Source organism: Enterococcus sp. DIV0008, assembly GCF_050542615.1.
GTDB classification, from domain to species: domain Bacteria; phylum Bacillota; class Bacilli; order Lactobacillales; family Enterococcaceae; genus Enterococcus_D; species Enterococcus_D innesii.
In genome coordinates, this window is record NZ_CP172937.1 from 2,130,658 (window position 1) to 2,154,090 (window position 23,433).

The following is a 23,433-nucleotide window of genomic DNA, read 5'->3' on the forward strand; positions in this document are numbered from 1 at the left end:
TACCAGCGGAGGATGTCCACTCCGCTGGTAAAGTCATGCTATTTTTGTTGGTCTTTTTTCTTTCTTGCTTTGAAGAACAAGCCAATTCCTCCGACAACGAAGACTGCTGCCCCAATCACTGAAGCATACCAAGTTCCTTCTGATCCCGTTTTCGGTAGGTACTTACTTCCCCACCAGCTTTGGTTGTTATTGCTGCCGTTGCCGTTGTTGTTCCCCCAACTGCCCCAGTTGCCCCAAGCGCCGTTGCTTCCGTCCGTGCCATTGGTACCATTAGAACCATTAGTGCCATCCGTTCCATCGGTACCGTCCGTGCCGTCAGTACCATCCGTACCATTGTCACCCGTTGGTACCACGATTGGTGTTGCTGCACTGCGGTATTCTCTGCCACCTGCTGTAACGATAGCCACAACGTTAAGGGTTTCTTCTGGTGAAACATCCTCTGGGTCTAATGTGATGCTGAAGGCACCATTCCCATTGGTCGTTCCAGTTCCGACAACGTCACCCGCTTCATTCAAGATTTCGATCGTCCCATTGGCTGGCCCATTTCCGAAGACTGGATAGCCATCGGTAGGATTGCCAGTGATCGTGGCAACCGGTGCATCAACCGTCAAGGCACCAACTACGGTCGTCGTCGGATCACTTAAGGTTTCGCCTTCGGCTAGAGCAAGAACCGTAACAGTTTCGCCTTCCGTCGCTTCCGCGGATAACTCAACATCCCAGTCACCATTTTGATCGGCGATCGTTGTGATCGGTCCTTCAGCTGCGAAGATAGTCAGTAAGCTACTTGTTAACGGATCACTGATGGTAACGGTGATCGTCGCACCTGGCTCACTCGTTCCGCTGATCGTTGTATCACCAGCCGTGACTGGGTCAATGGTTGGTGTATCAGTTTTGATGCTTTCATCATCGACAGGCACGACGATTGGGGTCGCATTACTGCGGTAGTCATCCCCACCGGCAGTGACGATCGCCACAACCGATAAGTTTTCTTCTGGTGCGACATCTTCGCTAGTCAACGTGATCGTATAGTCACCATTTTCATCGGTAGTGCCTCTTCCTACGACATCCCCCGCTTCATTAAGAATTTCAATCGCTGCACTGGCAGGTCCGTTCCCACTTACTGGATAGCCATCTTGTGAATTCCCAGTAATGGACGCTGAAGGTGCGTTGACCGTGATGCCACTGACAACGGTCGTTGCCGGTTCACTGGCGATTTCTCCTTCGCTTTGCGCCACTGCTGTCACGATTTCATCTCGAGAAACTTCAGAAACATCCACTGACCAATTTCCTGCTTCATCTGCTTCAGTTTCAACCGCTTCTTCACCCGTTACCGTCACGGTGACCATCGCTCCCGGTACAGCAGTACCAGTGATGGTCGTGTCACCAGCTGTGACTGGTTCGATGATTGGTGTGGCGGTTTGGTCGATCGTATTCTCGACAGGCACGACGATTGGTGTCGCATTACTCCGGTAGTCTTTGCCGCCGGCAGTGATGATCGCAACGACGTTCAATGATTCTTCAGGAGAAACGTCTTCACCAGAGAGCGTGATCGTGTAATTGCCATTTTCATCGGCATTGCCTGATCCAACGACATCCCCCGCTTCATTCAAGATTTCAATCGCCGCATTTGGTGCTGCCATCCCCGTCACTGGGTAACCATCCTCTGGATTGCCGGTGATCGAAGCAGTCGGTGCTGAAACCGTGATGCCATCCACACTCACTGTGATTGGTGTACTAGGATCTTTTTCAGGTGATTGTGCCACAACAGTGACGGTATCACCCTCCGCAACTTCAGGTACCTCAACTGTCCAATTGCCCTCTTCGTCCGTTTCGGTCGTGATTGGTTCATTTTCACCAATCGTTACCGTCACCGTTGAACCTGGTTCGGCAGTCCCGCTGATCGTCGTATCGCCAGCTTTGACTGGATCGATCGTTGGTGTTGCAGTTTGTTGCTCTTCTTGATCCAAAGGTACCACGATCGGTGTCGCATTACTGCGGTATTCCTTGCCGCCAGCTGTCAGAACTGCGACGACGGTTAGGCTTTCCGCTGGTGCAACAGCTGTTGGTTCAAGAGTGATACTGTAGTTCCCTTGCGCGTCTGCGGTTCCTGAACCGACGATTTGTCCATCGCTATTCAAGATTTGTACGGTGGCATTGGCTGGTGCCGTTCCAGTTACTGGATAGCCATCCGTGCTATTGCCTGTGATGGTTGCACTAGGAGCAGTGACCGTCAACGCACCCACACCAACTGTGACTGGAGCGCTTGGCTCTTTGTCAGGTGATTGAGCCACGACAGTGACTGCATCGCCTTCAGAAACTTCTGGTACTTCTGCCGTCCAATTGCCTTCGTCATCCGTTTCAGCCGTGATTGGTTCCGCATCTGGTACGGTGATCGTCACGGTTGAACCTGGTTCAGCAGTTCCGCTGATGCTGGTATCCCCCGCCGTGATTGGATCGATCGTTGGTGCTGCTGTCTGATCCACTACCGTATCTGCTGGTACGATGACCGCTGTTGGATTACTGCGGTACTCTTTCCCACCAGCTGTAACGATGGCAACGACGTTTAAGGTTTCTTCTGGATCGACAGTTTCAGCAGTTAAGTCCACTGTATAGTTGCCGTCTCCATCAGCAGTGCCTGTTCCTACGACTTCATTGGCTGCGTTCAAGATCTCGATCGCTGCATTGGCTGGTGCTGTACCAGTCACTGGGTAGCCATCCGTGCTGTTGCCGCTGATGGAAGCTGTTGGTGCTGCAACAGTCACTCCTTCAACGATGACAGTGATTGGATCACTTGGGTCTTTGCCGTCACTGTCTGCGACGACCGTGATGGTATCTCCTTCAGACAATTCAGGCACATCGACACTCCAGTTGCCTTCGTCATCTGTTTCGGCGGTTTCTTCTGTGCCATCAGGTAGTGTTACAGTCACAGTTGAGCCAGGTTCGGCCGTTCCGCTAACTGTTTTATCGCCTGCTTTGATTGGATCAACCGTTGGTGCCGTTGTTTGATTTTCACCCGGTTCAGCTGGCACCATGATCGGTGTCGCTGGACTGCGATAATCCTTGCCACCTGCTGTGACCACCGCAACCACCGTCAAGTTTTCTACAGGAGAGACATCTTCACTAGTCAAAGCGATCGTGTAACCCCCTGCAGCATTGGTCGTACCCGTTCCTACTGTCTCGCCAGCTTCATTCAAGATTTCGATGGTCGCATTCGCTGGTCCTGTTCCAGTCACTGGATAGCCATCGGCTGCATTGCCGCTGATAGACGCACTAGGCGCCGCCACCGTTAATGCCCCGACCGTGATCGTTGCTGGTGTACTTGGTGTTTCATTTTCTACTTCTGCCACTGCCGTAACAGTCGTCCCTTCGGAAAGCTCTGGCACATCAACTTGCCAATTGCCCTCTTCGTCAACTTCAGCGGTGATTGGGTCTTGCTCACCGACCGTCACATTGACTGTTGCTCCCGGCTCGGCTGTCCCGCTGATTTGTGTTGCGCCAGCCACAGCTGGATTGATCGTTGGTGTCGCCGTTTGATCCGCTGGCACCACGACAGCTGTTGGTTGACTACGGAAGTCATCCCCACCTGCTGAAACGATAGCAACGACACGGACCGTTTCGCCCGCTGATACTTCTTCACTGGTCAAGGTAACGGTGAAAACGCCATTCTCATTGGCTGTCCCTGTGCCAATCACTTGATCATCAGCATTTAAGATTTCGATTGCCGCATTGGCTGGTGCTGTACCAGTTACGGGATAACCATCTTCACTATTGCCAGAAATCGTTGCCGTTGGTGCTGCCACGATCAGCCCTTGCACCGTCACTGTTACTGGTAAACTTTCTGTTTTGCCGTCTGCCAAGGCAGTAACTGTCAAGACATCATCCAGAGAAACCGTCGGCACAGTTGCCGTCCACTCACCTTCGTCATTCGCTGCCACTGTAACAGTATCGCCGTTTGGTAGTTCAACCGTTACATCTGCCCCAGGTTCAGCCGTTCCGCTAACGGTTGTAGCCCCAGCAATCACTGGTGCGACAGTCGGTGCCGCTGTTTGGTCTTCTGCGTTATCTTCTGGCACCACGATAGTAGTTGCCGGACTGCGATAGTCTTGACCGCCGGCTGATACGATAGCCACCACGCGCAAGGTTTCTGCTGGTGAAACACCTTCTGTCAAGGTGATCGTATACTCACCGTCTCCATTGGCAGTACCACTGCCTACCACTTCATTGGCAGCATTTAAGATTTCAATGGCTGCGTTGGCTGGTGCTGTCCCTGTGACTGGATAGCCGTCAGTACTGTTGCCCGTGATCGTTGCGGTTGGTGCAGCCACGTTCAAGGCACCGACACCAACACTGATTGGTGCACTTGGGTCTTTGCCTTCAGCTTCCGCAACCACTGTGACCGTGTCGCCTTCTGAAAGTTCTGGTACGGTGACTGTCCAATTGCCTTCCTCATCCGTTTCGGCAGTCACTGGATCTTCTCCAGGAATCGTTACCGTCACCGTTGAACCAGGTTCGGCAGTTCCTCCGATGGATGTATCACCTGCTTGCACTGGATCGATCGTTGGGGTAGTCGTTTGGTCTGCTGGTACCACGATGGAGAGCGGCGCACTACGGTACTCATCGCCGCCAGCTGTTACCACTGCCACCACCTGAAGTGCTTCTGAAGGATCAACATCATCGCTGCTCAATGTGATGCTGTAAGCACCTTCCTCATTTGCTTCACCGCTACCAACAACCTCACCAGCTGCATTTAAGATCTCAATCGCTGCATTCGGCGTTGCCGTTCCGGTTACTGGATACCCATCGGTACTATTGCCGCTGATCGCTGCTGTCGGTGTCACCACACTGAGTGGATTTACGACGACCGTTGCTGCATCACTTGGTGTTTCCCCATCAAGGGTCGCTACCACAGAAACAATTTCTCCTTGAGAAACCTCGGGCACCGTTGCCGTCCAATTGCCTTCGTCATCTGCTTCGGCAGTGACTGGCTCTGCGTCACCAATCGTGACTGAGACTGTCGCGCCGGGTTCAGCCGTTCCGCTGATGGTGGTGTCGCCGGCTGTCACCGCTTCAATCGTTGGGACTGCAGTTTGATCCAATGGTACTGTGATTGGGGCAGCCGCACTGCGGTAATCTTGACCACCGGCTGTGACTACAGCTATCACCCGTAAGGTTTCAGCTGGAGACGCATCCTCACTCGTTAACGTGATCGTATATTGGCCTTCGTCATTGGCGGTGCCAGTAGCTACGACCTCGTCATCGGCATTCAAGATTTCGATGGCTGCATTAGCTGGTGCCGTTCCCGTTATTGGGTAACCATCGGTACTATTGCCACTGATCGTCGCAGTTGGCGTAGCGATCGTCAATCCATTGACCCCAACACTGATTGGTGCACTTGGGTCTTTGTCTGGTGCTTGTGCGACCACTGTGACGGTTTCTCCTTCAGAAACTTCAGGAACGTCAACCGTCCAGTTCCCCTCGTCATCGGCTTCGCCAGTGACCGGATCTTCTCCTGGGATCGTTACCGTCACCGTTGCGCCTGGTTCGGCAGTTCCGCTGATCGTCGTATCCCCGGCGTTGATTGGGTCGATGGTTGGTAATTCTGTTTGTTCAAGCTCATCTGCTGGGACCGTCACGGGTGTGGCAGGACTACGATACTGATCCCCGCCAGCTGTTACGATCGCAACGACAGACAAGGTTTCCGCTGGTGTTGCATCGGCTGGTGCGATAGTTACCGTATAGTTTCCATCACCATCAGCTGTGCCAGTACCAATCACATCGCCTGACTCATTCAACACTTCGATCGCTGCATTCGCTGGTGCAGTCCCCGTGATTGGATAACCATCGGTACTATTGCCGCTGATGATCGCTGTCGGTGCTGCCACCGTCACTCCTGCGACTCCAACGCTGATTGGCGCGCTTGGCTCTTTGCCTTCGGCTTCCGCAACGACCGTGACTGTATCGCCACCAGAGACTGCTGGCACTTCTGCAAGCCAGTTTCCTTCGTCATCCGTTTCAGCCGTTACTGGTTCTTGATCGGTAATCGTCACAGTAACCGTCGAACCTGGTTCTGCCGTTCCGCTAATCGTGGTATCACCTGCTGTGACCGGATCGATCGTTGGTGTCCCTGTTTGTTCAATGTCTGCTGGTACCGTGATTGGCGTGGCATTACTACGGTAGTCTTGACCGCCCGCTGTCACGACTGCCACTACCCGCAAGGCTTCTTCTGGTGCCACATCGGCTGGATCTAAGGTCACGGTATAAGCACCCGTGTCATCCGCCGTCGCGCTACCAACAACATCGCCTGCTTCATTCAAAATCTCAATGGCCGCATTCGGTGTCGTCGTTCCGCTGACTGGATAGCCATCCGTACTATTGCCTGTGATGGAAGCGCTCGGTGCACTGACAGTCACACCATCAACGGTCACGGAAATCGGGGCACTTGGCTCTTTGCCTTCGGCTTCGGCAACGACAGTTACCGTATCGCCTTCCGTTAATTCTGGTACCGTCGCTTCCCAATTGCCTTCCTCATCGGCTTCTGCCGTGATCGGATCGCCTTCAGGCAGCGTAATCGTCACAGTGGCCCCTGGTTCAGCCGTTCCGCTGACGGTCGTATCCCCAGCTGTTACTGGGTCGATCGTTGGTGTTTCCGTCAAATTTTCGACATCATCTGCAGGAACTACAAGCGGTGTGCCTGTACTGCGATAGTCTTCACCACCAGCCGTCACGATCGCTTCCACTCGTAAGTTGTCGCCAGCTGTCACCTCTTGAGGATCAAGGGTGATCGTGAAGTTGCCATCCTCATCAGCTGTTCCGCTACCAACAACATCGCCTGCTTCATTCAAAATTTCAATCGCTGCATTGGCAGTCGCCGTTCCCGTTACTGGATACCCGTCTGTGCTATTTCCGGTGATCGTAGCCGTTGGCGCCGCCACGGTTAAACCGTTTACACTCACGGTGATTGGTGCACTCGGATCTTTGCCTTCGGATTCAGCTAAGACCGTCACGGAATCGCCTTCTGATAATTCAGGAACCGTTGCTTCCCAGTTGCCTTCCTCATCGGCTTCAGCCGTGATTGGGTCGCCTTCAGGAAGCGTGATCGTTACCGTTGCCCCCGGTTCGGCTGTCCCACTAACGGTCGTATCTCCAGCACTGACTGGATCGATCGTTGGTGTTTCCGTCTGCAAAATATCCGCAGGCACCACAACAGGTGTTGGGCTGCTACGGTAGGTTTCGCCGCCAGCGGTGACAACCGCCGTCACATTGATGGTTTCTTCCGCGTCAACATCTGCTGGATCTAACGTCACCGTATAAACGCCATTCTCATTGGCGGTACCTGTTCCGACAATTTCGCCATCCGCATTGGTGATCTCAATGGCCGCATTTGGTGCTGCTGTTCCAGTCACTGGATAGCCCTCTTGACTATTTCCTGTAATCGAAGCCGTCGGTGCATTGACCGTTAAGGCGGACACGGTGGTGCTAGCCGGTTGGCTTGGCGTTTGTCCTGCTAATTCGGCAACAGCTGAAACCGTATCGCCCTCTGACACTTCGGCCACATCAACACGCCAATTGCCCTCTTCATCGGCTTCCGTCACGATCGGATCTGCACCGTTGACGGTCACAGTAATCGAAGCACCTGGCTCAGCCGTTCCGCTGACGCTTGTATCCCCGGCAGTCACCGGTTGAATCGTTGGTGTTCCCGTTTGTTGCTCGGCATCGTCTGCTGGAACGACGATTGGCGTATTGCCACTGCGATAAGTTTGGCCACCGGCAGTGACGATTGCGGCAACATTTAAGTTTTCATTTTCTGCTACATCTGCTGGGTTCAACGTGATACTGTAGTTGCCGTTCTCATTTGCCGTCCCAGAGCCAACGACTTCACCCTCGGCATTAGTGATTTCAATCGCTGCATTTGCTGCGGCTGTCCCCGTCACAGGGTACCCATCGGTACTATTTCCTGTAATCGAAGCCGTTGGTGCATTAACCACTGGTGCTGCTACCATTGCCGTTGCAGGCTCACTCGCCGATTCCCCATCAGCTTCCGCTACGGCTGTGACCGTATCGCCTTCCACCAATTCAGGGACATCCGCCGTCCAATTGCCGTCACCATCTGCGGTTGTCGTAATAGGTGCACCGCCGTTGATCGCCAATGTAATGGCTGCGCCTGGCTCAGCTGTTCCGCTGATCGTCGTCTCCCCTGCTGTCAATGGATTGATCGTTGGTGTATCAGTTTGATCTTCTGGTGTATCTGGTGTAAACCAAATCGAGTTATTGCCGTCAGCATCCGTAAACAAATCAATGGTGATCAAATCAAGTTGCGACATCGTTCCTTCGAAGCGGGCTTCGTAAGGATTAGATGGATTCGCCACACCGTTTTCAACCAATTGTGCATAGGTCGGACTGGTGACATTCGTTGGAATGACCACATTGGTTTGACCTAAAACAGATGCAGAAGCGATTTGATCTGCTAAATCTGTCGTTGCATTGAAGACTGTTTGTGCCGTTTCAACTGTTGCGTTCAAAGTAGCTTTCGCTGTATTAACGGTACTTTGTACCAACGTATTGATTTGACCGATCAAGGTACCGATTCCTGGAATCCCACTTGCACCATCCAAAATACTGACTTGAATCTGGGCTGCTTGTAAATTATCAAGAATTTGATTGATGCGTTGATTGATAACGATAAATAAACCATCATCCACATTGGCAATCAGGGCACGTTCGTTATCGGTTAGTCCAGCTGGAACTTCAAAATTCGCTTGGCCGAATTGTCCAAGTTGATTTAATAAGTCTAACTGGGTAGTGATTTCATCTAAGTTAACAGAAATCACTTGGCTGACATCCACGATTGAAGCTGCCGTATACAACGGATTCGGTAAGCCCCCAACGATTGTTGGCGGAATATCCAGTGCATCAGCTAAATTTTGATTGACGATTCCATCCACCGTGCTGATCAAGGTATTGACTGCTGGTGTGACTGTACCGATCAGCGTTTGCAAGGCTGGGAAATTCCCCAGTTGGAGTATCACATTGGTGGAAATCGATGCATTCCCTGCCGGTTGAACCAACCCAGTAAGCCCTTGAGGAACCCCGACAACCGCAACTTTATCTCCATTCAAGACATCAACCGTTACTGCATTTGACCCAGAAATTGAGAAATTGACTTGGTTCGTTGCACCAGGAGTTGCATAAGGTGCAGACGCACTCGTGCCTGAGTTATTAGATGCTGTGATATCTGAGAAAAGTTCAGCTGAAACCAAAGCAGCTTCAACCGTCGTTGGTGCCCATAATAAACTTGCTGGCACGACCACTGTACTCGTCAACAACATCCCACTAACAGTTAAATTCGCAATAATGTTTTTCTTTGTTCGAACGCGTGTGTTTTTCTTTGAATCCATGAGCTTTTTATAATTAACGCCTTTCATTCATTCTCCTCCTGTTCGAAAAAAATTTAACCGACAAAAGATAAAACTGATGATCTCTGGAATCCTTCTTTCCCCCTTTAATACCAGATGAAAATCTATTTCAACCCAACACCCAAAGGCATAGAGAGAAAACAAAAGTAACCGATCGCACCGCGACGTTTTTTCGCATGCTTTCTGAAAAACCCAGTGATTTTTGTTCAAATAGTTTAGCAGCATAGTAGAAATCGCTTGTGAATCATAAAAATAAAATAACTAAACGAACACACTGTGTACCAAAATTCTAGCAAATTTATTTCTTTCCAACAAATTATAAACACGATAAATAATTAAAAAAACACTTAATTTAGCCTCAGAAAACATAAAAGGTTTATTTAATAAACAAGCACAAATTATTTATATTTATCTTATAAATCAGGCTGTTACGATAAAAAAATCTATTTTTTTGTCATTCAACCATTCCTTTTTTTATATTTAATCAATATAATGAATACGATTACATTTGTATACTTATGCATTTATTTAGAGAAAAACGACGATTGTGTTTTTTCTTGATTTCACCTTCGTTTTTTACCTCTACAAATAAAAAAACAAAAAAATATCACCCGATTTTTCACGATATCCTTCAAAATAACTCTTAGTAGCGAAAAAAAGAATCGAAACGTTCACAGAAAGTTCTATGAAAAAAGAATGAAAACTCCCCATTAAAATCGAGTCTAAACCATTATGAAATAGAATTTCTTCAGTCGCCATATCCCACTTTTTTCTTCCCTGAGAATTCCTCAGTATCTTTTTGGTCTTACATTTTGGACTTAACCATTTATTGGATTCTTTTTACTTATACTTGTTAGTCAGAAGGAAACGCAGCTGCCCAATCGTCTTCTTCTAATACCATTTAAGGAGCAAAAAAACGATGCATTGGCTAGTAATGATTCTTGTATTGATCTGCCTTAGTTTCGTCTAAAAAAAAGCGTGAGAATCGAATGTTCTCACGCTTTTCTATTATCCTCTCTGAGGATCCTCTATCACTAAGTTTACCAATCAATTTCTTTCATTAAATCAAGAAAGTCTGAAATATAAGACCTTTTTGATTCCTACACTGGGCTTGTTTTACTATAATGAGGAGACACAATTTCATTAAAGCAATGAGAGCGGAGGGGTTCTTATGTATGGCGAAACGATCAGACAAATCCGATTGAAAAAAGGCTTCACCCAAAAAGAAGTCTATGGCACAATTATTTCAAAATCCTATGCAATTGAATTTGAAAAAGGCAAGCATCAGATTGCTACCAACTTACTCTTGCAAATCTTAGAAAATCTCTCAATGGATATCGATGAATTTCTCTATATCGCGAATGGCTATCGTCTGGATGAGCAAAATAGCTATAATCATCGGTACAATCAGTATTCAAACAAACACGATCTGCCAAATTTACAAAAGCTATTACAGGAACTGCAGCAAACCACTAGCAGACTAAACAATGTCCGTATTGCAGAGGTTCGCTCGCGAATTCGCATGCTGCAATGCTTGGCAGAGCATGGCGTCTATCGGAAAAGAGCTGTTTTGGAATGTGATCGTCAAACGATTATTTCCTACCTCATTGATGTTGAAAGCTGGACGTTGCAAGAAATCCAGTTATTCGCCAACACCATCGACCTTTTGGACAACGAGTATAATTTCCTCTTTTTCAAAAAAGTATCCAAGATGCTCGAGTACTATATCGATATGGAAAAAGGTCGTGAAATTTACTGCGCCTTGCTGATCAATTTGATTGAATACACACTAAAGCACCAGCAATACGATGCAACGGAAGTTCTCGTTGTCCAATTGAAACTTTTGGCGACAGACTACAAAGAGTTTTTTCACCAAACCGTCTGCAAATTTTTCCAAGGCGTGTTGCTCTTAAGAACCGGCAATCAAAAAGCGGGGCAAACGATAACCACAAAAATGCTAGCTCTCATGCGAGAACTGGATCAAGAAGCCCTTGCCAATGATTTTGCTTTACTGCTGGATGAAGACTACCTCCAGGTATTTGCCTCAGACGAGTGATAAAGCGGCAACTGCAGTGTTCGTTTAATAAAAAAAGGAAGTGATAGCGATCATCACTTCCTTTTTCAGCTATTAGCTAACGCTACGTTCATCTGTTTCACCAAAATATTGATACATTGGTTTTTGTTTACTATTTAACAACTGATCCACCGTCACAAATTCATAGCCTTGCGCTTTCAGCGTTTGGATAATACCTGGTACAGCTTGAACGGATTTCGGATGAATATCATGAAGCAAAATAATCGATCCATCGTAGACATTGTTTTGTACGACCTTTAGAATCTTATTCGGATCTTTTAGCTTCCAATCCTCGGTATCGACACTCCATTGAATGATCGCTTTTCCTGCTGCTTGGGCGCTTTGTTGGTCGATCGCCCCATACGGTGGACGCAAATTCTTAGGCAAGACCCCAGTTGCCTGATAGATCGCTTTGTCGGTCTTAGTTATTTCCGCTTTGACATCCTCCGGCGACAACGTATTTAATTGCGGGTGTGAATACGAGTGACTGGCAATTTCATGCCCTTCTTCATGGATTTTTTTCGATACTTCAGGATACTGATCCACCATTTGGCCTAATTCAAAAAACGTTGCCTTCACATTATTGTCTTTCAAGATTTTTAAGAGATCCAATGTCGAGGTATCATTTGGTCCATCATCGAAAGTCAATGCAACATATTTTTTGTTTTCGTCCAATGTCGGTTGTTGCTCTTTCAATTGGTCCGCATTAACAAGTTCCGGATCAATAAAGGGTGCAATCTCTTTGTACGCCAACGTGATCTCAGATACGCCTGTTTGATTTTGCGGCAACTGGATCGTTACTTTTTCAGGATCATACGTAAATTTCGACTCATAGGTGATTCGATCCATCGCCAAGACCGCATCAATGACTTTATCTGGTTCCTTGGCTTGGTCTAAAATCTTTTGCTGAATGACTTGCTGGATCCCTAGCAAGCTTCCCTCGTCTGGAACCAAGTCTTTCAAGGATAATTCATTGCCGGTTTTCTCGGAAATAAAAATTGGATCGGCAACCACGCTATCCGCATCTTCAAAGCGACCAGTTTCCCGATTCCAAACATAGCTGTCCGCTTTTAAAGAATAGGTTGACACTTTCGATGCGACTGCTTGTGCTTCAATCCTAGCAATGGTGACTGTCTCTTTGTCGGTGTGTTTTTTGCATAATTTGTTCGCCATGTTCGACAATTTCTTGCTTGCATCCTTGACAGGGATCGCATTCTCCTCTTTTGGTCGGAAAATCAATTCTTTTTTGTCTCCATCAGACAATGTTTCAAGTTTTGCTGGAATTCCCTCTTTGACCTGCTCTTCTTGAATCGATGCCAATAACTTTTCAGCAGCAGCCTCATATTTTTCCCTTGCCAAGGCTTCTTGCTGCTTCAACGTAAAGGCGATATAACCGCCAGTGGCGATAATGACAACTGTCAGCAGCGTCATCAAAGAAAAGAGATACTTGCGATGGGTTGGCTTCTTTTTAGAAACTTGACGATTGGTGGTTTGCGTGCGTCTTGCCGTTCCCGTTGTTTGCTTTTGATGTGATTCGACCCTTGAAAAAGGTGCTTGTTTTTCAGACGTCGCTTCTTTATGTTGTGAATTATTTGAATAATTGCTTGATTTCTTCATAAACATTCTCCCTAAACATAATAACGTAAACAAAATGTAACATAAGCGTAATAATATTTCAACAGTGTTACAGAGATTCTTATAAACTTCTCTTTTTGTTCACCATTTTTGAGAATTGTTCTTAGAAATCTTTTATTATGATACTAATAAAATCAAGCCTGTCAGTCATGATATCGTATTCACTCCTTTTTATTTTCGTTTAAAAATAATGAGAGATATCTTTTTGTACTTTGATGTTTTTTCTGTTTATAATTCAGCGTGTGGCAATTACTTTAAAGGATGTGTTCAAAATGAAACACAAGTCAGCAATGTATTTATTTATACTCACATTAGTCATCGGTTTAACCTATCAAATGCTTCCCTATACACCCCTAAGCGATTCCGTTTTATCCATTGTTGGTACTGTATGGAATGTGATTTTGGCATTTGGTGCAGGGTACTTCCTCTTACGAAGGACCTTTTTGGAACAATTCAAGCATTTTCGTTTCGTCGTTTTATTATGGGGTGTGCCTTTCGTCATTTTGACTGGCGTGTTCTTTTCCTTTATTTATGCCGCTATTTTTGGACAACCCACAACAAACTCGATCAGCGAGACTATCACCGTCCAAATGGTCTTTTTACAAGTTCCCTTCATGCTTATGGGGGAAGAATTGCTTAGCACCAATCTCTTGTTGGCTTTACAGAAAAAAGGACTCTCTTTTGTCTGGTCTTCCATCATTTGCAGTGTGCTATTCGCTTTGTGGCACATCCCAGCATATGGTTTTCATCCAGCCCAATTATTGATCACCTTGATGCCTGCCAGATTGGCACTCAACTACGTTTGGAAAAAATCTAATAGCGTATGGGTCAGCTGGATCTGCCATTTTCTCTATGATTCTCTGAAATTCATTTCATTTTTAAGCAAATAAGCAACAAAAAGGACAGCTGAATCCTAGCTGTCCTTTTTGTTAGTCAGTGATGCCTTTCCCCAATGGCTTACTTAATCGCTATTTTCGCTTTCTGAAATAAAGCCAGCTTGCCGTGGCGATAAAGCACAAACCAACTATAATTGGGAACAACGTCCCCTGCTCATCGGTTTGCGGCAATCTTTGTGCAGAAGCGCTTTTTTTCGAAACAACAGTTTGGGCAGGAGCTTTTTCTTTATTATCAGAATTATCAACTGTTGCAGCTTGTTCTTTTGTATAAACGTACGTCACAGTTGCCCCTTGTTTGCCGAATGTGCCTTTCGCATTTTGTGGCAAACGACTTCGATCTAAGACGTAGTCGTTGATTGATATTTGGTATTTTTCTGTGCTAGCATCGTAAGATTCGCCTACGTTCCCACTGATCGTTTGAGAAGAATGTATTTCGTTGCCTTCTGTATCTACGTACTCGACTTTGACATCCGCTGCTGGTATCGGATTTTTCGTGTAAATGTAGGTGACTGTTTGTGCTGTTTCGCTAAATACACCTTTAAGGTTTTCTGGTAATTGGGTTTTATCTAGTGAGTAACCATCGATTGTTAATTGATATTGTTCTGTGCTTGCATCGAAAGAGTCGCCCACATTACCGCTAATCGTCTGAGAAGCGTGGATTTCGTTGCCTTCGGTATCTATATATTCGACCTTGATATCCGCAGCTTGTACGGCATTTTTTGTGTAGACATAAGTGACTGTTTGCGCTGTTTCGCTAAAAATACCTTTACTATTTTCTGGTAATTGACTTTCATCTAGTGTATAGCCATCGATCGATAGTTTATATTGATCTGTGCTGGCATCGTATAAATCACCTATGTTTCCACTAATGGTTTGGGAGTCATGAATTTCATTGCCCTCTGTGTCAATGTATTTCACTGTTATATCCGCTGCTGGAACGGGATTTTTTGTATACACATAAGTGACTGTTTGTACTGTTTCACTAAATACTCCTGTGGTATTTTCTGGCAATTGGCTTTCATCTAGTGTATAGCCATTGATCGATAGTTTATATTGATCTGTGCTGGCATCGTATAAATCACCTATGTTTCCACTAATGGTTTGGGAGTCATGAATTTCATTGCCCTCTGTGTCAACGTATTTCACTGTTATATCCGCTGCTGGAACGGGATTTTTTGTATACACATAAGTGACTGTTTGTACTGTTTCACTAAATACTCCTGTGGTATTTTCTGGCAGTTGGCTTTCATCCAGTGTATAGCCGTCGATCGATAATTGATATTGATCTGTGCTGGCATCATATGAATCACCTATGTTTCCACTGATTGTTTGTGAAGGGTGAATTTCGTTGCCTTCTGTGTCCACATACTCAACCGTGACATCCGCTGCGGGTATCGGATTCTTTGTGTAGATGTATGTGACTGTTTGTGCCGTTTCGCTAAATACACCTTTAAGGTTTTCTGGTAATTGGCTTTCGTCTAAAGTGTAGCCTTTGATCGTTAATTGATATTGTTCCGTACTGGCATCGTATGGATCACCCACATTCCCACTAATTTTATTAGCAGCGTGAATTTCGTTGCCTTCTAAGTCCACGTATTCCACTACTATATCAGCTGCTGGTAAAGGATTTTTTGTGTAGATATAGGTGACTGTTTGCGCCGTTTCGCCAAATATACCTTTAAGATTTTCTGGCAACTGGCTTTCGTCTAAAGTGTAGCCTTCGATTTTTAGTTGATATTTTTCTGTACTAGTATCGTAAGAGTCGCCTACGTTTCCACTGATCGTTTGAGGAGAATGAATTTCTTCGCCTTCTGTATCAACGTATTTTACTGTTATATCAGCTGCGGGTATCGGATTTTTTGTGTAGATGTAGGTGATGGTTTGCGCTTTTTCGCTAAATGTGCCTTTACTATTTTCTGGTAATTGGCTTTTATCTAAAGTGTAGCCATCGATCGATAGTTTATATTGATCTGCGCTTGCATCGAAAGAGTCACCCACATTCCCGCTAATCGTTTGGCTAGCGTGGATTTCGTTGCCTTCTAAATCTACATACTCAATCGTGACATCCGCTGCTGGTATCGGATTTTCTGTGTAGATATAGGTGACGGTTTGCGCCGTTTCGCCAAATACACCTTTACTATTTTCTGGCAATTGGCTTTCGTCTAGTGTATAGCCATCGATCGATAGTTTATATTGATCTGTGCTTACATCGAAAGAGTCGCCTACATTCCCTCTAATCGTTTGACTAGCGTGGATTTCGTTGCCTTCTAAATCTACATACTCAATCGTGACATCCGCTGCTGGTACAGGATTTTTTGTGTAAATGTAGGTGATGGTTTGTGCTGTTTCGCTAAATATACCTTTACTATTTTCCGGCAGTTGGCTTTCGTCTAGGGTGTAACCGTCAATTGATAACTTATACTCATCCGTACTAGCATCATATGAAGCACCAATGGTACCAGATAAAGTCTTCGTTTCATGGATTTCTTGCCCTTGAGTATCAAGATATCTGACAGTTACCTCTCCCACCTGCTCCGGGTCAACAATGACATTGACTACATGTGTTGTATATACACTATATGAGGCTTGTCTAGCCATAAAAATTGCTACGTAAGTCCCCGGTTTGCTCGGATCAACATTTGTGTAGTACGGAAAGATCTGTGAGTCAGAAATACTTTTTTCTATGTTGCCGCTAAAATTTAACTTAAACGCCTCGATCCCTAATGCCTGTGTTGAGAAATCGAAGTTACTGTTTACAGGAATATGAATCGTATCGGGGCTATCTCCAAAAGCATACTCGCCTACAATTTGACGCTCATAAAGTGCCAATGTTTTGGTTTCTCCTGCTTGCAAATTGATAGAATTTCCAATCGATGTAAATGCGTAGTTCAATCTTTGATTCGTTGTACCCACTTGCTTAATAAAGTAGCCCCCTGAAGGAACCTGAATCGTTACCTTTCCTGAACTGTCCGTGACTAACAACGTCACTTCACCAGATGTCGAGGAGGTCAATGTGAAATAAGCGCCTTGGATTGGCTGGTTTGAATTACTATCTAAAACTTGAACCGTCAGTTGCGCATTGGCAGCTCTTGCAGACGACGGATCAACAGAAGAAGGGACATTATTTACAGGGCTTGCAGCAGGTTCTTCTTTATTTTCTGATCCGCTGATGGCTTCTTTACTGTCACTACTTGCTTGTGTTTGTTCGTTCTCAGCATCCACACTCGCTAAGGTCGTTGATGTCAGCGTAGCATTTTCTACTTGAGAGGTAGCTTGTCTAGCATCCACAGAAGCATTCGTATCATCAGATTGCACAGTATTCACTTCTTCCTGATCCACCTGCGGAGATTCTGAAAACACTTGGCTTTCCGCCATTACCTGAAATGCTGGCGTTACCACCACAGCACTTAATAAGATTACTAAAGATAGAATAGATTTAAACTTCTTTTTCACAAACTTTCACCTTAACCTTCTTTTTCAAAATTAAAACCTTTTTATCCAAACTTTTTTTACGCCTAAAAATCATTATAATTTATTAATTTTTAATTTACAAACAATTTTTTATTTAGCCTATCATCCACTCCTCTCAAAAATTTTTTATGCGGACACATGAAATACCATTGATCGTATGTATACTTAATTCACTTGTCATCGCATTGCATCACCTCTTCAGAATTTTATAATTCAAGCACCCTTACCTTCAAGCAAACCCAGTGCAAATCAGCGCAAATCTTCTTTGCATCCTTGTTTTATCAATGATTTCATTTTCAAAAAAGCAAATTATTTTTTACTTAATCGTGACTTTCTTTTTTCGAATGATTCGAGCAAGTCTATCTTCTACTCTCAATATGTGCCATCTTTGAACATTTATCAGTTCATATATGACAATTGTTACTTATTACAGGTGAAGGATTCACTGAAAAAAAATCGAGTAATTCCAGAAATTTTTTTAGGAACATCTGAAGGAAACTCATTTTAATTTAATCTTATGTAAACAAAGAAAATATCTTGTGCATTTTTTCGTTAAATCGAGCTTTACAATTGTTTCTTTGAACCGCTTTATGATAGGATAGGTCAGAAGGAGCATTGAAATGACTATAGCTGAAAAAATAAAAGAGAGTCGCTTGAAATTAGGACTCACTCAACAAGAAGTTTCCGAAAAATTATTTGTTACTAGACAAACGATCTCAAATTGGGAAAACAACCGAAGTACCCCAGACATCGACACCTTGATCAAATTAAGTGATCTCTACCAAATCGATTTAGAGTCACTGCTAAAACCAGAACAAGCAGCAGACGAACCAGAAAGAATGAGTGACGAAAAGAAACCAACCTTTCGCCTTCCTCTATACTTGCTAAATTTGACTGCAATCGTCGCTTGCGTTTTCACCGACTTCTTAACACCTACAGGAACAATGACCCTATGGACAGCTGCTGCACACTTTTTGTTACTAGTTAACTTTGTCCTTTTATTCGGCTTTTTCCTCACAAAAAAAAGACCCCTCCCTGCAAAAACAATTGTCTTTGCATTAGGAAAAGGTCTGCTGATCTTAGCCATTATATTAGGTTTTACTCTTTGGTCGAATAAAGGAGCTTCCGCAGATGCGTTACATCTGATTGGCCATAATTATGGTCATTTTGTCTATTTGACGTTTAAAGCAATTGGGGTGATTTATTTGTTTGATTGGCGGAAGTTTGAGATGTAAGGACTCCAATTTTAAATTTAAAATCAAGAATGCAGTTGATAACAATAACTGATTTGATTGTTATTAACTGCATTAGGATTTAAGAATAATAATTTTATTCAACAAAACGAAGTTAGTTGTCTCCAAAGATATCTCTTGTATATACCTTATTCTCAACATCCTTCAAAATTTCTTCAAAACGATTGGTAACTATTACATCAGACAAATCTTTAAATTCATCAAAATCTTTTATTACTCTTGAATGATAAAATTCAGCTGCATCTAAAGTTGGTTCATAGACAATAACTTCTATACCTTTTGCTTTAATACGTTTCATAATTCCCTGGATGGAAGAGTATCTGAAATTATCTGAGTTTGCCTTCATAGTCAGACGATAGATACCAACCACTTTAGGTTTTTTTGCAATAATTTGATCAGCAATAAAATCCTTTCGGGTAGTATTCGCTTCTACAATAGCACCAATAATATTACTAGGGACATCTTCATAGTTTGCTCTTAACTGCTTTGTATCCTTCGGTAAGCAATATCCACCATAACCAAAAGAAGGATTATTATAATGTGAGCCTATACGTGGATCTAATCCTACACCTTCAATTATTTGTCTACTATCTAAACCACGTGACTCTGCATAAGTGTCTAACTCATTGAAATACGCTACTCTTAGGGCAAGATACGTATTTGAAAAAAGTTTTATTGCCTCTGCTTCAGTAGAATGAGTGAGTAAAACCGGCACTTCTTCTTTAATACAGCTATCTTTGAACATAGCAGCAATTTCTTTTCCCCGATCAGAAACCTCACCTACAACAATTCTGGAAGGATACAAATTGTCATATAAAGCTTTGCCTTCTCTCAAAAATTCAGGAGAAAAGATAATATTCTCAGTATTAAATCTTGCCTTTACATCTAACGTATATCCAACTGGTACAGTCGATTTAATTATGAAGGTTGCATCTGGGCGTATCGCCAATGCTTTTTCTATAACGTCTTCAACTGTAGATGTATTAAAATAGTTCTTCACTTCATCATAATCAGTTGGTGTAGCAATAATTAAATAATCTGCATATTTTACAGCATATTCAAAATCGTTCGTGAACTCAATATTCAAGTCATCACGTTTCAAAAATTCGTGTATTTCTTTGTCTTCTAAAGGTGATTTCCTTTGACTTAAAAGATTAACTTTTTCATTTACAATATCATACGCTTTAACATGTTCAGTTTGAGATAATAATAACGCGTTTGCTAGCCCGACATAGCCTAATCCAAAAACAGAAATGTTCATTTTTTATTCCACCAATACAAATTTTTTTATAATACATCTCTAATTACTTACTAGATTGCACCATCATTCTTAATGCTTCTTGCCATGTTGGGATTTCAAATCCCAACTCTTTTGCTTTTGAAAGATTCATCACCGAATATTGTGGTCGCTTCGCCTTTTGTGGGAACTCGGAAGAAGGAATCGGCTTGACAACTACATCTGAATCTTTTAGTATTTCGCACGCAAATTCATGCCATGAGCAGCTGTTATCATTCGAAAGATGATAAATTCCAGTCGGTGCTTGCTTTTCGATAACATAAAGCATAAATTCTGCTAATGTTCGTGTCCAAGTTGGGCGCCCAAATTGATCATTTACTACTGTTAAAGTCTTATGTTCCTTAGCTAATCGCTGCATGGTATAGACAAAATTGTGTCCGTACCGTCCAAAGACCCAAGAAGTACGAATAATATAGTAATCATCCAATAGTTCTTGGACTGCTTGTTCCCCTAATAATTTGGTTCTTCCGTATTCATTTTGGGGATTTACTTGATCATCGACTTGGTATTCACCAACTTGCTTTTCTCCATCAAAAACATAGTCAGTACTGATATAAACAAGTTTTGCACCTATAGCTTTTGCAGCGAGGGTCACATTTCTTGTGCCAGTGACATTGATTAACTCATCTAATTCTTTGCCTTCTTCTTCTGCCTTATCAACTGCGGTATACGCAGCGCAATGAAAGATAACTGATGGGCGGATTTCTTTTACTTTCTCCATCGTGACCGTTTCATCTGTGATATCCATCTCTTTCGCATCTGTAGACACGTAGTCAATACCTTTTTCATCAAATAGATGACGTAATTCACTGCCTAATTGGCCATTTCCTCCTGTGATTAAGTACATAAATGATCGCTTCCTTTCAAAAAAGCAGGATCTCTCCTGCTTTTGATTCCTTATTGTCCTTGTTCTGCGTAACTTTTCTCTACTTGTGCTTTTTCATCTTGCCACCAAGAAGGATTGTTTCGATACCAGTCGATCGTATCAGCTAGACCTTCTTCAAAATCCGTGAAAATCGGCTGCCAACCCAATTCTTCTTTTAATTTTGAGGCATCAATGGCATACCGCAAGTCATGACCGGGGCGATCAGTCACATGATCATAAGCATCTTTTGGCTCTCCCATCAATGTTAAAATCGTTTCAATGACTGATTTGTTGTCTGCTTCTCCATCAGCACCAATCAAGTAAGTCTCGCCAATTCGACCTTTTGTTAAGATTGTCCATACCGCTGAAGAATGATCATTTGTATGGATCCAATCGCGAACATTTTTTCCTTCACCATATAATTTTGGTCGAATGCCACTCAGAATATTCGTAATTTGGCGTGGAATAAATTTTTCAATATGTTGGTACGGACCATAATTATTGGAACAGTTAGAAAGTGTTGCCCGCAAACCAAAGGAACGAACCCAAGCTTTGACTAATAAATCAGAGCCAGCCTTTGTGGAAGAATAGGGACTAGATGGGTTATAGGGTGTTTGGTCGGTAAACTTCTCCCCTGGTCCTTCTCCATGCCCTGGAAGATCTTTTCGTAACGGCAGATCTCCGTACACTTCATCGGTTGATACGTGGTGATAACGCACATCGTATTTTCGACAAGCTTCAATCAATGTATAGGTACCAATAAGATTTGTCTGAACAAAAGGAAATGGATCTTTCAATGAGTTATCATTGTGTGATTCTGCAGCATAATGAACCACCGCATCCGTTTGCTGGACCAACTGATCGACTAATGTGCTATCAGCAATATCGCCAACCACTAACTCTACGCGATCCTTTGGAAGACCCGCTAGATTTTCTTTGTTTCCAGCATAAGTTAGTTTATCTAAAACAGTGACATGGATCTCTGGGTGATGATTAACGACATAATGGACGAAATTAGACCCAATGAAGCCTGCCCCTCCGGTTACAATGATTTTTTTCATGTCCACTCGCTCCTTATATCTCGCCATAAATAAACGGGTTTTGTTCTTCGAATGCTTTTAAAGTTGGGTGATGTTGGTCTTTTTCCGAAAGAATCGCTTTTTCTTTTGCAATGGGCCAATCGATTGCCAAATCAGGATCATCAAAGGCAATACCTGCATCAGCCTCAGCATCATAATAATTATCACACTTGTACAAAAAGTTTACATTTGAAGTCAATGTCATGAAACCATGAGCAAATCCTTTAGGGACCAACAATTGTCGCTGATTACTTTCAGATAAAATATAGCCTTCCCATTCTCCATAGGTTGGACTTCCTTTTCTGATATCAACGATTACATCTAAAACAGCTCCCGTCAACACACGAATCAATTTGGTTTGCGCGGCAGTTCCTTTTTGGAAATGAAGTCCTCGCAAAACACCTGCTTCGATAGATAAAGAATGATTGTCCTGTACAAAGTTTTGTGTGATTCCTGCTTCTTGAAAATCGGCCTGGGAATAGCTTTCGGTGAAGAATCCGCGATGATCACCAAATACAGCTGGCTCTATAATCAAGACATCTGTCAATTTTGTTTTTGTTACAGTTAGTTTTCCCATGTTTATGCCTCACTTGCCAGGTTCAATAAATATTGACCATATTGATTTTTTTTCAAAGGTTGTGCTAATGCGATCAATTGCTCCTGATTGATATAACCCATTCGATAAGCAATTTCTTCTAAACAAGCAACTTTAAGATTTTGTCGCTTTTCAATGGTTTCAATGAACGTGGATGCTTCTAGTAAGGACTCATGTGTACCTGTATCTAACCAAGCAAATCCCCGTCCCATCACTTCTACTGAGAGTTTTCCTTTTTCAAGATACTTTTGATTGATATCGGTGATTTCCAATTCTCCTCGTTCAGAAGGGACAATTTTTTTAGCAATCTCAACAACTTGATTATCATAGAAGTATAAACCTGTCACGGCATAGCTAGACTTTGGCATAGCAGGTTTTTCTTCAATCGAAACAGCTTGCATCGACTCATCAAATTCTACCACGCCAAAACGTTCTGGATCGTTGACATGATAACCAAATACCGTGGCACCTTCTTCTTTTTGAGCAGCTTTTTGTAACATCTTAGATAAGCCACCGCCATAGTAGATATTGTCTCCTAAAATCAGGCAGACACTCTCATTTCCAATAAATTCTTCCCCAATGATGAAAGCTTGGGCAAGTCCATCTGGTGTCGGTTGAACAGCATATTCTATCTGAAGTCCTAATTCTCGTCCATCGCCAAAGAGCTCTTCGAATCGCGGGGTGTCCTGTGGTGTAGAGATGATCAAGATCTCTTTAATGCCAGCTAGCATCAGCGTAGACATAGGGTAATAGATCATGGGCTTATCATAAATTGGCATCAATTGTTTCGATGTTGCTTTTGTGAGTGGATACAAGCGTGTACCTGATCCCCCTGCTAATATGATTCCTTTCATG

11 protein-coding genes are annotated in these 23,433 nt (G+C 43.9%); 3 read left to right on the forward strand and 8 right to left on the reverse strand.

The genetic code is table 11. The features are described from left to right. Positions 1 to 38: 38 nt before the first annotated feature. Positions 39 to 9,422 carry an Ig-like domain-containing protein gene (locus IGI84_RS10150; protein WP_430600282.1) on the reverse strand — a complete coding sequence of 3,128 codons (9,384 nt, stop codon included), beginning with the start codon at positions 9,420 to 9,422 and terminating at the stop codon, positions 39 to 41. Between the two features lie 1,162 nt (positions 9,423 to 10,584). Between IGI84_RS10150 and IGI84_RS10155 the strand changes: the two genes are divergently transcribed. After that, on the forward strand, positions 10,585 to 11,469 hold the full coding sequence (locus IGI84_RS10155) for a helix-turn-helix domain-containing protein (RefSeq protein WP_430600283.1): 885 nt from the start codon (positions 10,585 to 10,587) through the stop codon (positions 11,467 to 11,469). A gap of 72 nt (positions 11,470 to 11,541) precedes the next feature. Here the strand turns inward: IGI84_RS10155 and IGI84_RS10160 are convergent, their stop codons facing one another. Further along, entirely contained in the window at positions 11,542 to 13,104 is a 1,563-nt protein-coding gene (locus tag IGI84_RS10160; protein WP_430600284.1) for a polysaccharide deacetylase family protein, read from the reverse strand. A 233-nt stretch (positions 13,105 to 13,337) separates the two neighbouring features. Here IGI84_RS10160 and IGI84_RS10165 point away from each other — a divergent pair, with 233 nt between their 5' ends. Further along, positions 13,338 to 14,012 (forward strand): CPBP family intramembrane glutamic endopeptidase, encoded by a 675-nt coding sequence (locus IGI84_RS10165; RefSeq protein WP_430600962.1) that lies wholly within the window; start codon positions 13,338 to 13,340, stop codon positions 14,010 to 14,012. Between the two features lie 78 nt (positions 14,013 to 14,090). Here IGI84_RS10165 and IGI84_RS10170 read toward each other — a convergent pair whose 3' ends face one another. Continuing rightward, positions 14,091 to 17,471, reverse strand: coding sequence for a MucBP domain-containing protein (locus IGI84_RS10170; protein WP_430600285.1), 3,381 nt, complete (start codon positions 17,469 to 17,471; stop codon positions 14,091 to 14,093). Between the two features lie 638 nt (positions 17,472 to 18,109). Here IGI84_RS10170 and IGI84_RS10175 point away from each other — a divergent pair. Continuing rightward, complete coding sequence (locus IGI84_RS10175) at positions 18,110 to 18,724, forward strand: helix-turn-helix domain-containing protein (protein WP_430600287.1); 615 nt, start codon at positions 18,110 to 18,112, stop codon at positions 18,722 to 18,724. A gap of 112 nt (positions 18,725 to 18,836) precedes the next feature. On the opposite strand, the gene IGI84_RS10180 is transcribed toward IGI84_RS10175, so the two are convergent. The 5 genes from IGI84_RS10180 to rfbA are packed head-to-tail and all read right to left on the reverse strand — an operon-like array spanning position 18,837 to position 23,432. Then, entirely contained in the window at positions 18,837 to 20,003 is a 1,167-nt protein-coding gene (locus IGI84_RS10180; RefSeq protein ID WP_430600288.1) for a nucleotide sugar dehydrogenase, read from the reverse strand. A gap of 43 nt (positions 20,004 to 20,046) precedes the next feature. Then, positions 20,047 to 20,886, reverse strand: coding sequence for a dTDP-4-dehydrorhamnose reductase (gene rfbD, locus IGI84_RS10185; protein WP_220426787.1), 840 nt, complete (start codon positions 20,884 to 20,886; stop codon positions 20,047 to 20,049). 50 nt (positions 20,887 to 20,936) lie between these two features. Next, complete coding sequence (rfbB, locus tag IGI84_RS10190; RefSeq protein ID WP_034857368.1) at positions 20,937 to 21,965, reverse strand: dTDP-glucose 4,6-dehydratase; 1,029 nt, start codon at positions 21,963 to 21,965, stop codon at positions 20,937 to 20,939. A 13-nt stretch (positions 21,966 to 21,978) separates the two neighbouring features. Then, complete coding sequence (gene rfbC, locus IGI84_RS10195; protein WP_220426788.1) at positions 21,979 to 22,560, reverse strand: dTDP-4-dehydrorhamnose 3,5-epimerase; 582 nt, start codon at positions 22,558 to 22,560, stop codon at positions 21,979 to 21,981. A 2-nt stretch (positions 22,561 to 22,562) separates the two neighbouring features. Beyond that, a complete protein-coding gene (gene rfbA / locus IGI84_RS10200; protein ID WP_220426789.1) occupies positions 22,563 to 23,432 on the reverse strand; it encodes a glucose-1-phosphate thymidylyltransferase RfbA in 870 nt (289 codons plus the stop codon). Position 23,433 lies beyond the last annotated feature (1 nt).

Coding starts and splice junctions, on each gene's coding strand:
- IGI84_RS10150 (WP_430600282.1), bottom strand. CDS start 9,422: ATGAAAGGCGTTAATTATAAAAAGCTCATGGATTCAAAGAAAAACACA.
- IGI84_RS10155 (WP_430600283.1), top strand. CDS start 10,585: ATGTATGGCGAAACGATCAGACAAATCCGATTGAAAAAAGGCTTCACC.
- IGI84_RS10160 (WP_430600284.1), bottom strand. CDS start 13,104: ATGAAGAAATCAAGCAATTATTCAAATAATTCACAACATAAAGAAGCG.
- IGI84_RS10165 (WP_430600962.1), top strand. CDS start 13,338: ATGTTTTTTCTGTTTATAATTCAGCGTGTGGCAATTACTTTAAAGGAT.
- IGI84_RS10175 (WP_430600287.1), top strand. CDS start 18,110: ATGACTATAGCTGAAAAAATAAAAGAGAGTCGCTTGAAATTAGGACTC.
- IGI84_RS10180 (WP_430600288.1), bottom strand. CDS start 20,003: ATGAACATTTCTGTTTTTGGATTAGGCTATGTCGGGCTAGCAAACGCG.
- rfbD (WP_220426787.1), bottom strand. CDS start 20,886: ATGTACTTAATCACAGGAGGAAATGGCCAATTAGGCAGTGAATTACGT.
- rfbB (WP_034857368.1), bottom strand. CDS start 21,965: ATGAAAAAAATCATTGTAACCGGAGGGGCAGGCTTCATTGGGTCTAAT.
- rfbC (WP_220426788.1), bottom strand. CDS start 22,560: ATGGGAAAACTAACTGTAACAAAAACAAAATTGACAGATGTCTTGATT.
- rfbA (WP_220426789.1), bottom strand. CDS start 23,432: ATGAAAGGAATCATATTAGCAGGGGGATCAGGTACACGCTTGTATCCA.